This window comes from Variovorax sp. HW608 (assembly GCF_900090195.1).
Lineage (GTDB): Bacteria > Pseudomonadota > Gammaproteobacteria > Burkholderiales > Burkholderiaceae_C > Variovorax.
In genome coordinates this window covers 6373052-6385977 of record NZ_LT607803.1, presented here as the reverse complement: position 1 = coordinate 6385977, position 12926 = coordinate 6373052, and the positions used below count along the sequence as shown (strand labels likewise).

The following is a 12926-nucleotide window of genomic DNA, read 5'->3' as shown; positions in this document are numbered from 1 at the left end:
CCGCCCGTGCCGTTCGTGAATTGCGCCCGTTGGACTCCAATCTTCATTCCCTTTCGCGTCAGCTGATCGAGCTGCGGATCGAGCACGCCGACCTCGATGCCTCGATCGATCGCCTGGCGGACGCCGTCTCGCGCGACGAACTTCTGCTGCGCCGCCTGAAGAAGAGGCGCCTCGCGTTGCGCGACGAGATTGCGCGCCTCGAGCGCCTGCTCGATCCCCAAGAGCCCGCCTGATGTCTCTCGAGCAGGAAGTGCGCGAGGCGTTTGCGCAGGACGGGGTGCTCTCGCAGGCCGCGGAGCAGTTTCGCGAGCGCGAGGGGCAGACGCAGATGGCGCTCGCCGTCGCCCGCACCATCGCCCAGGGCGGGGTGCTGGTCGTCGAGGCCGGGACCGGGGTGGGGAAGACCTTCTCCTACCTCGTGCCCGCGCTGTTGAGCGGCGAGCGGGTGCTGCTCTCCACCGCGACGAAGACGCTGCAGGACCAGCTCTTCGGCCGTGATCTGCCGCGGCTCGTCGCCGCCCTCGGGTTGCCGGTGCGCACTGCCTTGCTCAAGGGGCGGGCCAGCTATCTGTGCCTGCACCGGCTCGACCTGGCGCGCCATGACGCATCTCCGGAACGCGCATCGCTGCGCACGCTGGCGAAGATCGAGCAATGGTCCAAGGCCACGCGCACCGGCGACCTCGCTGAACTGCCGGGCCTCGACGAGCGCTCGCCGGTGATCCCGCTGGTGACTTCCACGCGGGAGAACTGCCTGGGCGCCCAGTGCCCGCAATTCAAGCCCTGCCACGTCAATCTCGCCCGGCGCGAGGCGATGGCGGCCGACGTGGTGGTCATCAACCACCATCTGTTCTTTGCCGATCTCGCGGTGCGCGAATCGGGCATGGCGGAATTGCTGCCGACGGTGCGGGTCGTGGTGTTCGACGAGGCGCACCAGTTGAACGAGACCGGCGTCCAGTTCCTCGGCGTCCAGCTCGGCAGCGGGCAGGCGCTGGATTTCGCACGCGACCTGCTCGCCGCCGGACTTCAGCACGCGCGCGGACTGGTCGACTGGCAGCAACGGGCGGCCGGGATCGAGCACGCTGCACGGGAGCTTCGGCTCGCGGTCGGCAAACAGTACCCCGGCGCCAAGCTGCGCTGGTCGGGCGGATCGCCGGAAGGGGTTCCGACCGAGGCGTGGCAAGGCGCGCTGGAAGCGCTGGGGCAGGCCTTCGCCGAAGCGGCGCGCGGGCTCGATACGGTGAGCGAGCTGTCGCCGGATTTCGTCCGGCTCCATGAGCGTGCCTTGCAGCTTTCCGAACGCGCGTCCCGGTTTGCGCAGGCCTGTCCGACCGGATCGGTGCGCTGGGTGGACGTGGGATCGCAGCTGCGGCTGGTCGAATCGCCGCTCGACATTGCCGAGGCGGTCCGCACGCGCGTTCTCAAGTCCGAAGCGGCCGAGCCCGACGATGACGGCCGTGCATGGGTGTTCACCTCGGCCACGCTGGGCGACGATCCGCAGCTCAAGTGGTTCACCGAGCCCTGCGGCCTCGAAGACGCCGAAGTGCTGCGTGTCCGAAGTCCCTTCGACTATGCGCGCCAGGCCGCGCTCTACGTGCCGCGCCGATTCCCCAAGCCCAGCGATCCCGCGCACGGACACCACGTGGCGCGGCTCGCGGCCCATGGCGCTCGCCGCCTCGGCGGCCGCACGCTGGTGCTGACGACGACCCTGCGCGCCCTGCGCACGGTGGGCGACGCGATCCGGCAGGACTTCGAGACGCTGGAGCCCGCGCAACGGCCGGAGGTGCTGGTGCAAGGCGAGTTGCCCAAGCGCACGCTGATGGATCGCTTCCGCGAAGGTGCGGCCCAAGGGCGTGCCGGCTGCGTGCTGGTCGCATCGGCGTCCTTCTGGGAAGGCTTCGATGCGCCCGGCGATGCACTGCAACTGGTGGTGATCGACAAGCTGCCGTTTCCGCCGCCCAATGACCCGCTGGTGGAGGCGCGCTCCCAGCGCCTCGAGTCGCAAGGCCGCAGCGCGTTCAGCGACTATTCGCTGCCCGAGGCGGCGGTGGCGCTCAAGCAGGGCGCCGGCCGGCTGATCCGGCGCGAAACCGACACCGGCGTGCTCGTGATCTGCGATACGCGCCTCGTTGCGATGGGCTATGGCCGGCGCCTGCTGGCGGCGCTCCCCGCCATGCGAAGAATCGAGGACGAGACCGGGTTCGACGCCGCCCTGCAGGACCTCAAAAACAAAATGCCCGGGGATTAGCCCGGGCATTTCAGGGGGAGGGGTTGCGCGAAGCGCCCTACCAGACCTTCCACCAGGGATCGTCCTTGGCGCGGAAGCCGCGGGACAGGTACTCGCTCTTCGGATAGTTCTGGGTCAGCACGCGCTTGGCGTCGTCGCGCAGCTCGGTCATGCCGAGCTTGTCGTACGACATGTACATGATGTAGAGCGCCTCCTCGAGCGCCGGCACTTCGCGGTAGTCCGCGAGCGCGATTTGCGCGCGATTGACGGCCGCCAGGTACGCGCCGCGCTCGTAGTAGTAGCGCGCCACGTGCACTTCATACTGGGCCAGCGAGTTGACGATGTAGTTCATGCGCTGCCGGGCATCCGGCGTGTAGCGCGAGTCGGGGAAGCGGGTCACCAGCTCCTTGAAGGACTCGAAGGATTCCTTCGCGGCTTTCTGGTCGCGCTCCGAAAGGTCCTGGCGCGTCATGAACGCGAAGAGACCGAGATCGTCGTTGAAGTTGATCACGCCCTTGAAGTAGAGCGCGTAGTCGATCGCCGGGCTCGCGGGATGCAGCTTCATGAAGCGATCGAGCGTGGCGATGGCGGCGGGCTTGTCGCCCGCCTTGAACTGGGCATAAGCCTTGTCGAGCTGGGCCTGCTGGGCCAGCGGCGTGCCGGCAGCGCGGCCTTCGAGCTTTTCGTACAGCGGAACGGCCTTGTCGTAGGCGCCCGAGTCGACTTCGTCCTTCGCTTCGGAGTAGATGCGATTGGGGCTCCAGTTCGCGGTCTTGTCGACGTCGGTCGACGAGCAGCCGGCCACCAGCCATGCCGCCGCACAGAGGGCCAGCCAGCCGGGGACAACCGATAATTTGGCGCGAAACATCAAGTAAGGCTTTCGTGAAACAGGTGCCCTCAATTATATCGACCGGCCCCTCGGGCGCCCCCCCGGACGCGGCGGAGCACGACGAGGCGGGCGAGCTCTCCGACGCCAGCGAAATCCGCACTTTCCGGATCGGCGAGAGCCAGCACGCGCAGCGCCTGGACCGGGCACTTGCCGCGCTCGTGCCGGAGTTCTCCCGCAGCTATCTCCAGCAACTCATCGACGCCGGCATGGTGGAGGTGCAGGGCCGCCTGGTCACCAAGCCCTCGGCGGTGGTGCATGCCGGCGAATCGGGGCGCATCGAGCTTCGGCCGACGCCGCAAAGCCAGGCTTTCCGGCCGGAGACGATGCCGATCGAGGTGCTGCACGAGGACGAGCATCTGCGGGTGATCGACAAGCCGGCCGGACTCGTGGTGCACCCGGCGCCGGGCAACTGGAGCGGCACCTTGCTCAACGGATTGCTGGCGCTCGACCCGCGCGCGGCGCTGCTGCCGCGCGCCGGCATCGTGCATCGGCTCGATCGCGACACGAGCGGGCTGATGGTGGTGGCCCGCAGCCGGGCGGCGATGGACGCGCTGGTGGCGCTGATCGCGGCGCGCGAGGTCAAGCGGCAGTACATCGCGATGGCGCACCGGACCTGGCAGGGCGCCGAAATGCGGCACGTGGACAGCCCGATCGGCCGGGATCCCCGCAATCGCCTGCGCATGGCGGTGGTCGATCCGGACCGCCACCCGGGCAAGCCGGCGCGGACCCTGATCGAAGCACTCGACAGCAACGAACTCGGCTGTGCGGTGCGTTGCACGCTCGAGACGGGGCGCACCCACCAGATCCGTGTGCACATGGCTTCGATCGGACATCCGCTGGTCGGCGACACCCTGTACGGAGGGGCCGAGGCGGCCGGGCTGACGCGGCAGGCGCTGCACGCCTTCAGGCTCGGCCTCGTGCATCCGGTGACCGGCCGGAACATGGAGTTCCAGTCGCCGCCGCCGGCCGATCTCGTGCAAGGCATGTCACTTTGGGGGCTGGATTACAATCGTGCCTGACGGTCCCGAGGGGCCGCGCCGGCGACCTGATGTCGGCTTCGCGTTGCGTATGCCGCGTGCCCGCAGCGCCTTCTTCCATCCATCTGAACAAGCGTCCCCGTGGCGCCTTTTCCCGGATAACGCGAACCATGAATACGGCGGATGCCAAGCGCATTCTCGAAACCGCCTTGATCTGTTCGACACAGCCGTTGCCGGTGCGCGAACTGCGCGTGCTGTTCGACGACGAACTGGGTGCGGACACCATCAAGTCGCTGTTGCTCGAGCTGCAGGAAGACTGGTCGCAGCGCGGCCTCGAACTCGTGAGCGTGGGAAGCGGCTGGCGCTTCCAGAGCCGCCCCGAGATGCGCGATCACCTCGACCGCATGCACCCCGAGAAGCCGCCGCGCTACACGCGCGCCGCGCTCGAAACGCTGGCCATCATTGCGTACCGCCAGCCGGTCACCCGCGGTGACATGGAAGACATCCGGGGCGTCACCATCAATTCGCAGATCCTCAAGCAGCTCGAGGACCGCAGCTGGATCGAAGTCATCGGTCACCGCGAGACGGTCGGACGGCCCGCGCTGTATGCGACCACCCGGCAGTTCCTTGACGATCTCGGCCTCGCTTCGCTCGACCAGTTGCCGGTGATCGAATCGCCGGCGCAGCAAGGGGCGCTGATCGACGCGCTGGACCGGGCGGCCGATGGCGAGCAATCGGCCTTGCCGATCGACGAGCCGGCCGACGAGGGCCAGCCGGTGACCGCCGAGAGCGATCCTTCCGCTGCGCTTCTCGTGGCCGACCCGCAGGACGTCTCGCCGGCCCCGCCCTCATTCACCCCTGTCGATGCAGAGGCCGCGCCCGAAGAGGCCGACATCACCGCTGTCACTTCCGGAACCCGATCATGAGCTCCAACGATCCCCACGACGCAGCGACGCTGCCGACCGAACCCGTTTCAGAAGAACGCGGGGATATCGCGCAGACGCCTTCCGAATCCGACGCCGCCGTCCAGACGGCAGATGCCGCGGCCGAAGCGCCCCGCAAGCGTCGCCCGCGCCGTCGCAAGCCCGCTGGCGATGCCGAGGCCGCGGCGCAGCAGCCTGTCGAATCGGCCGAGCCGGTCGGGCCGGTCGAGGCGGCCGAATCCGACGCTGCCGTCGTCGAAGTGCCCCCGGTGCCCGCGCCCGAAGTGGCGCCGGTGGTTGAAGCACCGCTCGCCGCGGAAGCCGACGGCGAACACGAAGACGAAGACGAGGAACCGGACGAGGAGGAAGACGATCTCGACCGCGCCCGTCGCGCCGCGGAGCGCGAGCAGCGCAACGCACCGCCGCCCGAGCCGATCCGGTTTGCCGACGTCATCTCGGGCCAGTTCGACGCCGACGAGGAAAGCCCGGAGGTGCCGCCGCTCAAGCGCGTGCTGCTGCCGGAAGCCGATTCGCCCAAGCTGCACAAGGTCCTGGCCCAGGCGGGCCTGGGTTCGCGGCTCGAGATGGAGCAACTCATCCTCCAGGGCCGGATCTCGGTCAACAACGAGCCGGCCCACATCGGCCAGCGCATCCAGTTCGGGGACCAGGTCAAGATCAACGGCAAGCCAATCCGCTTCCGCATCGCGCCGCCGCCGGCCCGCGTCATTGCCTACCACAAGCCCGTCGGCGAGGTCGTCACGCACGACGATCCGCAGAACCGGCCCACCGTCTTTCGCAAGCTCCCGCGGCTGCAGCAGGGCAAGTGGCAATCGGTCGGCCGGCTGGACCTGAACACCGAAGGGCTGCTGCTCTTCACGAGCTCCGGCGAACTGGCCAACCGGCTCATGCATCCGCGTTTCGGGCTGGAGCGCGAATACGCCGTCCGGGTGCTCGGCGCACTCAGCAACGAGGAAAAGCAGCGCCTGCTCGAAGGGGTCCGCCTCGACGACGGCATGGCGCAGTTCGGCACGATCGAGGACGGCGGCGGCGAAGGCTCCAATTGCTGGTACCGCGTCACCATTTCCGAAGGCCGCAATCGCGAGGTGCGGCGCCTGTTCGAGTCGGTCGGCCATGCCGTGAGCCGCCTGATCCGCATCCGCTACGGCGCGATGGTGCTGCCGCGCGGGCTCAAGCGCGGGGCGTGGATGGAGCTCGACGAGCGCGACATCCGCGCGCTGTTCCAGGCGGCCGGCGCGCCTGTCGAGCGCGCCGGGCGCTCCGGCGGAGGCGGCAAGCCGCAGGAGGGCGGCGGAAGAAACGGCCGCGGTCGGAAGCGGCGCGGCAACCGCAACGGCAGCGGCAGCGGCAATGGCACGCAGGGCGATCGCGAGGCATCCATCCCGAATCCGTTGACGCACGGTCCGGCGGCACGGGCCGAGCGCGGCGGAAAGGGCCCGTCCCAGGGCCGCCGCGGCCGAGGTGGCCAGGGGCAGGGCCAGGGCCAGGGGCAGCAGGGTCGCAACCGGCAGGGCGAAGATCGCCAGCCGGGCGGCGCCAGTCAGCCCGATCCGATGAAGACCTCGCTGGGCTACATCGGCGCCGACAGCTTCTCGCGCCAGCGCAAGGAACAACGCCAGGGCGGACGCCGTGGCGGTCCGTCCGGCGGCAACTTCGGCGGGCAGGGCGGCGGCGGAGGCCGTCGCCGCGGCCGCTGATATCCAGCACGCGCGGCAATGTTTCGCCCGCACTTTTGCGGGTCGACCCTGCCCTGCAGGTTAAAATCAAAGGCTTTGTCAAGGGCCGCAATCCCGCGTTGCGGCACTGATGGAACCCTATTCACATCCAAGTACTCAGGAAAGCACTTCCATGGCTATCGAACGCACCCTCTCCATCATCAAGCCCGACGCAGTGGCCAAGAACGTGATCGGCAAGATCGTCTCCCGCTTCGAGGCCGCCGGCCTGAAGATCGTGGCCGCCAAGCTGGTCCAGCTGTCGCGCGCCGAGGCGGAGCAGTTCTACGCCGTCCACAAGGAGCGTCCCTTCTTCAAGGACCTCGTCGAGTTCATGATCTCGGGTCCGGTCTTCGTGCAGGTGCTCGAAGGCGAAGACGCCATCGCCAAGAACCGCGACCTGATGGGTGCCACCGACCCCAAGAAGGCAGCTGCCGGCACCATCCGCGCCGACTTCGCCGACAGCATCGATGCCAACGCTGTGCACGGCTCGGACGCTCCCGAAACCGCTCGCGTCGAAGTTGCTTTCTTCTTCGCCGGCCTCAACGTCTACGCACGCTGAGGACCAGACTCCCCGCGCAATGACCACGGCCAACCTGCTCGACTTCGATCTGGAGGGATTGGCCGCGTTTTGCGAGCGGCTGGGAGAAAAGCGCTTCCGCGCCACGCAGCTGTTCCGCTGGATCCACCAGCGGGGCGCCAGCGATTTCTCTCAGATGACCGATCTCGCGAAGTCGCTTCGCGAGAAGCTCGCCACCACGGCGCGCGTCGAGGCGCTGCCGGTGCTGACCCAGCATGAATCCGCCGACGGCACGATCAAGTGGCTGTTCGACGTCGGCGACGGCAACGCGGTCGAGGCCGTGTTCATCCCCGAGGACGACCGCGGTACCTTGTGCGTCTCCTCGCAAGCCGGCTGCGCGGTCGGCTGCCGCTTCTGTTCCACCGGCCACCAGGGCTTCAGCCGCAACCTCACGACGGGTGAAATCGTGGCGCAGCTGTGGTTCGCCGAGCATTTCCTGCGCAAGCACCTGCAGCAGGGCGAGCGGGTCATCTCGAACGTCGTGATGATGGGCATGGGCGAACCGCTGCAGAACTACGCCGCGCTGGTGCCGGCGCTGCGCACCATGCTCGACGACAACGCCTATGGACTGTCGCGCCGCCGGTTGACGGTCTCGACGTCGGGCGTCGTTCCCATGATGGACCGGCTGGGCGAGGACTGTCCGGTCGCGCTCGCGGTGTCGCTCCACGCGCCGAACGATGCGTTGCGCAGCGACCTGGTGCCGCTGAACCGCAAATACCCGATCGCCGAGCTGCTAGAGGCCTGCAAGCGCTACCTCGCGCACGCGCCGCGCGACTTCATCACGTTCGAATACTGCATGCTCGACGGCGTGAACGATCAGCCGGAGCATGCGCGCCAACTGGTGGAACTGGTGCGTTCGCAAGGTGTCTCCTGCAAGTTCAACCTGATCCCGTTCAATCCGTTCCCGGCCTCCGGCCTGGTGAGGTCGCCCCAGCCCCGGGTGCTCGCTTTCGCCAAGGTTCTGAGCGAGGCGGGGATCGTGACGACGGTACGAAAGACGCGCGGCGACGACATCGATGCCGCCTGCGGCCAGCTGGCCGGCGACGTCAAGGATCGCACCCATGCGGCCGAGCGCATGGCGCAGCGGCGAACCGTTGTTTTGCATCCGACCCTTGCGAGGGCCGCCAAATCCACTGCCAAGGAGCAATGATCCGATGAGCAAGGCTTTTCCCTTTGCGCATGAGATAGCGCTGCGAGCGCTTTTCGCGCTTGCAGCGGCATTCCTGCTGGCCTCTTGCGCGACCAAGGACGGTGCTGTGCCGAGCACCTCGGGCGGCACCAATGCCTCTGCCATCGTGACCGAGTCGGATGAATCCAATGCCCGCAAGCGCGCGAAGCTGCGCGTCGAGCTGGCCATCGGCTATTTCCAGCAAGGTCAGACCACCGTGGCGCTGGACGAGATCAAGCAGGCCCTGGCGGCGGACCCGACCTTCCCCGATGCCTACGTCCTGCGCGGCGTGGTCTACATGCGTCTGGACGACCCCGCCGGCGCCGAGGACAGCTTCCGGCGTGCGCTGGCCCTGAATCCGCGCGAGCCCAATGCGCTGCACAACTACGGGTGGCTGCTGTGCCAGCAGAACCGCTTTGCCGATGCGCAACAGCAGTTCAACGCGGTGCTGTCCATCCCCAGCTACGCGGACCGCGCCAAGACCCTCATGACGCAGGGCGTCTGCCAGCTCAAGGCGGGGCAGCGCGCGGAGGCGGAACGCAGCCTGACGCAGGCCTACGAGATCGACGCCGGCAATCCGGTGATCGGCTACAACCTCGCCTCGGTCCTGGCGCAGCGCGAGGAGTGGTCGCGCGCCCAGTTCTACATCCGTCGCATCAACAACGGCCCGTCGGCCAGCGCCGAGACGCTCTGGCTCGGCATCAAGATCGAACGCCAACTCAACAACCGTGAGGCGGCTGCGCAGCTGGGTGCCCAGTTGCAGCGTCGCTTCCCCCAGTCGCGGGAGGCGCTGGCTTTCGAGCGCGGAAATTTCAATGATTGAGCGGGCAAGCGAATTCGGGGCATCGGCTGCGGTGCCCCTGGTCGGTGGCGACAGTACGAACATGACCGCTGGCGGCATGCTGCGCGAAGCGCGGGAGGCGCATGGTCTGCACCTCGACGTGGTGGCGGCCGCGCTCAAGGTGTCGCCGCAGAAGCTCGCGGCATTGGAGGCCGACGACATCGCCTCCTTGCCCGACCCGGTCTTCGCCCGTGCGCTGGCGGCAAGCGTCTGCCGGGCCCTGCGGATCGATCCGGCGCCGGTGCTCGCCAAGCTGCCGGGCGCCCAGCGTCCCGCCCTGGCGGAAGCCGACCGCACCATGAGCAAGAGCCTGCGCTCGGCCTCGCCGCGCTCGGGCGGCGCGGGCGCCTTGCCGTCCCGGCCGCTGGTGATCGTGGTCGTCCTGCTGCTGATCGGCGCCGCGGTGCTGTTCTGGCTGCCGCAGTCGCTCTTCGATCGGGTGAGCGAATCGATCTCCCACCTGGTCCAGCGCGATGCCTCCAGCGAGCAGGCGGCAGGTTCATCGAAGCCCGAAGCTTCGGCTCCAGGGGGCGCGACCGAGGCGGTTACGCCCGCGCCGGCGGCCGAGCCCGTGCCACCGCCCGCGGAGGCGGCCCCGGTCGAGCCCGCGCCGGCAGCTGCCGCTGTGGCGGCGCCCAGCAACGACCTGATCGTCTTCGTCGCCCGCGACGACACCTGGATCTCCGTGAGCGAAGCCGGCGGCAAGCAACTGCTGCATCGCACCGTCAAGGCCGGCGAAACCGTCGGATTGACCGGCACGCTTCCGTTGTCGGTGATCGTCGGCCGCGCCTCCGGCGTGCAGGTGCAGGTTCGCGGCAAGCCCTTCGACCTCGCACCGCTTGCGCGCTCCGGAGGCGTGGCGCGGTTCGAAGTCAAACCTTGAGCGAGACACCATGACCGATAGCGCCAGCAATCTTGGCTGCCTGCCGATCGAAGCCGCCGCACCGAAGGCGCGGCGGTCGCGGCAGGCCAGCGTGACGTGGGGGCCGCGCACCGTCACGATCGGCGGCGATGCGCCGGTGCGCGTGCAGTCGATGACCAACACCGACACCGTGGATGCGATCGGTACCGCGATCCAGGTCAAGGAGCTCGCGCTCGCTGGATCGGAGCTCGTCCGCATCACCGTCAACACGCCGGAAGCGGCGGCGCAGGTGCCGTACATCCGCGAGCAGCTCGATCGCATGGGCGTCGACGTTCCGCTGGTCGGCGATTTCCACTACAACGGCCACCGGTTGCTGACCGAATTCCCGGCCTGCGCCGAGGCGCTGAGCAAGTACCGCATCAACCCCGGCAACGTCGGCAAGGGCGACAAGCGCGACCGCCAGTTCGGCCAGATGATCGATGCGGCGATGCGGTGGAACAAGCCGGTGCGCATCGGCGTGAACTGGGGCAGCCTCGACCAGGAACTGCTGGCCAGCCTGATGGACACCAACAACCGGCGCGCGGAACCCTGGGATGCGAAGCAGGTGATGTACGAGGCGCTGATCACCTCCGCCATCGAATCCGCCAGGCTTGCCGAATCGATGGGCATGGACGGCAAGCAGATCATCCTGAGCTGCAAGGTCAGCGGCGTGCAGGACCTGATCTCGGTCTATCGCGAGCTCGCGCAGCGCTGCGACTACGCCTTGCACCTCGGCCTCACCGAAGCCGGCATGGCCACGAAGGGCACGGTGGCTTCGGCGACCGCGCTCTCGATCCTGCTGCAGGAGGGCATCGGCGACACGATCCGCGTGTCGCTCACGCCGCAGCCGGGCGAATCGCGCACGCAGGAAGTCGTCATCGCCAACGAGATCCTGCAGGCGCTCGGCCTGCGCGTATTCGTGCCCAGCGTGACCGCATGCCCTGGATGCGGCCGCACCACCAGCACGACCTTCCAGGAGCTTGCCAAGCAGATCGACGATTACCTGCGGATGCAGATGCCGGTCTGGCGCACCCGCTACCCGGGCGTCGAGACGATGAAGGTCGCCGTGATGGGCTGCATCGTCAACGGCCCGGGCGAGAGCAAGCACGCCGACATCGGCATCAGTCTTCCCGGCACCGGCGAAGCGCCTGCGGCGCCGGTCTTCATCGACGGCGAGAAGGCGCTCACGCTGCGCGGCGACGACATCGCGCGCGAGTTCCACAAGCTGGTCGAGAACTACGTAGAAAAACGCTTCGGCGGCGAGCATGCCGCGCAAGCTGTCTGAGCACTGCATCCATGGCTGAAAAACTCAATGCCGTCAAAGGCATGAACGACATATTGCCGCCCGAGTCGGCGCGCTGGGAATGGCTCGAAGCCACCGTGCGCGAGGTGATGGCGCGCTTTGCCTATCGCAACGTCCGCACGCCGATCCTCGAGCACACGGCGCTGTTCGTGCGCGGCATCGGCGAAGTGACCGACATCGTCGAGAAGGAGATGTATTCCTTCCAGGACCGCTCGGACAAGTACGGCGACAACGACCACCTGACGCTCAGGCCCGAGAACACGGCGGGCCTCGTGCGCGCGGTGGTCGAGCACAACATGCTCTACGACGGCGGCAAGCGCCTCTGGTACATCGGTCCGATGTTCCGGCGCGAAAAGCCGCAGCGCGGGCGTTTCCGCCAGTTCCACCAGATCGGCGCCGAGGCGCTGGGCTTTGCCGGGCCCGACGTCGATGCCGAATTGATCCTGCTGGCCCATGCGCTCTGGAAAGCGATCGGCCTCGCCGACGTGCGCCTCGAGCTGAACAGCCTGGGCCAGCCGGCCGAGCGCGCGCAGCACCGGGCCCAGCTGGTCGCCCATTTCGAGCGCCACGCCGAGCTGCTCGACGAAGACGCGAAGCGGCGCCTGCACAGCAATCCGCTGCGGATCCTGGACACCAAGAATCCGGCAATGAAGGAGATCGTGGAGTCGGCGCCCAGGCTGATCGACTTCCTGGGCGCCGAATCGCTCGCGCACTTCGATGGGCTCAAGGCCATCCTCGACGCCAACGGCATCGCCTACACGATCAATCCGCGCCTGGTGCGCGGTCTCGACTACTACAACCTCAGCGTGTTCGAGTTCGTGACGGACCGCCTGGGCTCGCAGGGAACGGTCTGCGCCGGCGGCCGCTACGACGATCTGATCGCGCAGATCGGCGGCAAGTCTGCACCGGCGGTGGGCTGGGCGATCGGCGTCGAACGGATCCTCGAACTGGTGAAGGAGCAGGGCGCCGCGATCCCGGTTCCGGTGCCCGATGTCTACGCCGTGGTGCCTGATGCGGCAGCGATGCCCGTCGCGCTGCGCACCTTGCAGCAACTGCGCGAAGCCGGCGTGCGCGCGCAGATGCACGCGGCCACCGTCGATGGTCTCGGAAGTTTCAAGTCCCAGTTCAAGAAGGCCGACGCCAGCGGTGCGAACTATGCGCTGATCTTCGGGACGGATGAACTCTCTCGCGGAGAAGTCATGGTGAAGGCGCTGCGCGACGGCACCGGCGCCCAGACGGCCCGTCCGCTGGCCGACCTGGCCGTTTGGGCTGCCACCCTACAATCCTCGGCTCCCAGGGAAACGCCGGGCCGTTCCCAAGTTTCCCTGTCCCCCTCGGGGGGCGGACTCGGCGAGCCGAGTCCTGGGGGTCTTTCAACCAATAGATAGCG

12 protein-coding genes are annotated in these 12926 nt (G+C 68.0%); 11 read left to right on the top strand and 1 reads right to left on the bottom strand.

What is annotated here, in order from left to right:
- Positions 1 to 29: 29 nt before the first annotated feature.
- Positions 30 to 233 (top strand): DUF465 domain-containing protein, encoded by a 204-nt coding sequence (locus VAR608DRAFT_RS30200; RefSeq protein WP_088957422.1) that lies wholly within the window; start codon positions 30 to 32, stop codon positions 231 to 233.
- Positions 233 to 2245, top strand: a complete 2013-nt coding sequence (locus VAR608DRAFT_RS30195; protein ID WP_088957421.1) for an ATP-dependent DNA helicase — start codon at positions 233 to 235, stop codon at positions 2243 to 2245. The genes VAR608DRAFT_RS30200 and VAR608DRAFT_RS30195 overlap by 1 nt, the downstream gene beginning before the upstream one ends.
- Before the next feature lie 37 nt (positions 2246 to 2282).
- Here VAR608DRAFT_RS30195 and VAR608DRAFT_RS30190 read toward each other — a convergent pair whose 3' ends face one another.
- The gene (locus tag VAR608DRAFT_RS30190) at positions 2283 to 3092 is read right to left on the bottom strand and encodes an outer membrane protein assembly factor BamD (RefSeq protein ID WP_088957420.1); all 810 of its coding nucleotides are present in this window, start codon (positions 3090 to 3092) and stop codon (positions 2283 to 2285) included.
- Between the two features lie 14 nt (positions 3093 to 3106).
- Here VAR608DRAFT_RS30190 and VAR608DRAFT_RS30185 point away from each other — a divergent pair, with 14 nt between their 5' ends.
- From VAR608DRAFT_RS30185 to hisS, 9 genes are all read left to right on the top strand, one after another.
- A complete protein-coding gene (locus VAR608DRAFT_RS30185; RefSeq protein WP_443082901.1) occupies positions 3107 to 4132 on the top strand; it encodes an RluA family pseudouridine synthase in 1026 nt (341 codons plus the stop codon).
- A 128-nt stretch (positions 4133 to 4260) separates the two neighbouring features.
- A complete protein-coding gene (gene scpB / locus VAR608DRAFT_RS30180; RefSeq protein ID WP_088957418.1) occupies positions 4261 to 5016 on the top strand; it encodes an SMC-Scp complex subunit ScpB in 756 nt (251 codons plus the stop codon).
- Positions 5013 to 6728, top strand: coding sequence for a pseudouridine synthase (locus VAR608DRAFT_RS30175; protein WP_088957417.1), 1716 nt, complete (start codon positions 5013 to 5015; stop codon positions 6726 to 6728). Before scpB ends, VAR608DRAFT_RS30175 begins: the two co-directional genes overlap by 4 nt.
- Positions 6729 to 6879: 151 nt before the next feature.
- Entirely contained in the window at positions 6880 to 7305 is a 426-nt protein-coding gene (ndk, locus tag VAR608DRAFT_RS30170) for a nucleoside-diphosphate kinase (protein WP_088957416.1), read from the top strand.
- A gap of 19 nt (positions 7306 to 7324) precedes the next feature.
- Positions 7325 to 8473 (top strand): 23S rRNA (adenine(2503)-C(2))-methyltransferase RlmN, encoded by a 1149-nt coding sequence (gene rlmN, locus VAR608DRAFT_RS30165; protein WP_088957415.1) that lies wholly within the window; start codon positions 7325 to 7327, stop codon positions 8471 to 8473.
- Positions 8474 to 8477: 4 nt separating this feature from the next.
- Positions 8478 to 9314 carry a type IV pilus biogenesis/stability protein PilW gene (gene pilW, locus VAR608DRAFT_RS30160; RefSeq protein WP_088957414.1) on the top strand — a complete coding sequence of 279 codons (837 nt, stop codon included), beginning with the start codon at positions 8478 to 8480 and terminating at the stop codon, positions 9312 to 9314.
- A complete protein-coding gene (locus VAR608DRAFT_RS30155) occupies positions 9307 to 10215 on the top strand; it encodes a helix-turn-helix domain-containing protein (RefSeq protein WP_088957413.1) in 909 nt (302 codons plus the stop codon). Before pilW ends, VAR608DRAFT_RS30155 begins: the two co-directional genes overlap by 8 nt.
- A gap of 10 nt (positions 10216 to 10225) precedes the next feature.
- A complete protein-coding gene (gene ispG, locus VAR608DRAFT_RS30150; protein ID WP_088957412.1) occupies positions 10226 to 11518 on the top strand; it encodes a flavodoxin-dependent (E)-4-hydroxy-3-methylbut-2-enyl-diphosphate synthase in 1293 nt (430 codons plus the stop codon).
- Positions 11519 to 11529: 11 nt separating this feature from the next.
- Complete coding sequence (hisS, locus tag VAR608DRAFT_RS30145; RefSeq protein WP_088957411.1) at positions 11530 to 12924, top strand: histidine--tRNA ligase; 1395 nt, start codon at positions 11530 to 11532, stop codon at positions 12922 to 12924.
- The last annotated feature ends 2 nt before the right edge of the window (positions 12925 to 12926 follow it).

Bases quoted from the DNA above. Each gene is read 5' to 3' on its own strand.
- VAR608DRAFT_RS30195 (WP_088957421.1), top strand. From the start codon at position 233: ATGTCTCTCGAGCAGGAAGTGCGCGAGGCGTTTGCGCAGGACGGGGTG.
- VAR608DRAFT_RS30190 (WP_088957420.1), bottom strand. From the start codon at position 3,092: ATGTTTCGCGCCAAATTATCGGTTGTCCCCGGCTGGCTGGCCCTCTGT.
- scpB (WP_088957418.1), top strand. From the start codon at position 4,261: ATGAATACGGCGGATGCCAAGCGCATTCTCGAAACCGCCTTGATCTGT.
- VAR608DRAFT_RS30175 (WP_088957417.1), top strand. From the start codon at position 5,013: ATGAGCTCCAACGATCCCCACGACGCAGCGACGCTGCCGACCGAACCC.
- ndk (WP_088957416.1), top strand. From the start codon at position 6,880: ATGGCTATCGAACGCACCCTCTCCATCATCAAGCCCGACGCAGTGGCC.
- rlmN (WP_088957415.1), top strand. From the start codon at position 7,325: ATGACCACGGCCAACCTGCTCGACTTCGATCTGGAGGGATTGGCCGCG.
- pilW (WP_088957414.1), top strand. From the start codon at position 8,478: ATGAGCAAGGCTTTTCCCTTTGCGCATGAGATAGCGCTGCGAGCGCTT.
- VAR608DRAFT_RS30155 (WP_088957413.1), top strand. From the start codon at position 9,307: ATGATTGAGCGGGCAAGCGAATTCGGGGCATCGGCTGCGGTGCCCCTG.
- ispG (WP_088957412.1), top strand. From the start codon at position 10,226: ATGACCGATAGCGCCAGCAATCTTGGCTGCCTGCCGATCGAAGCCGCC.
- hisS (WP_088957411.1), top strand. From the start codon at position 11,530: ATGGCTGAAAAACTCAATGCCGTCAAAGGCATGAACGACATATTGCCG.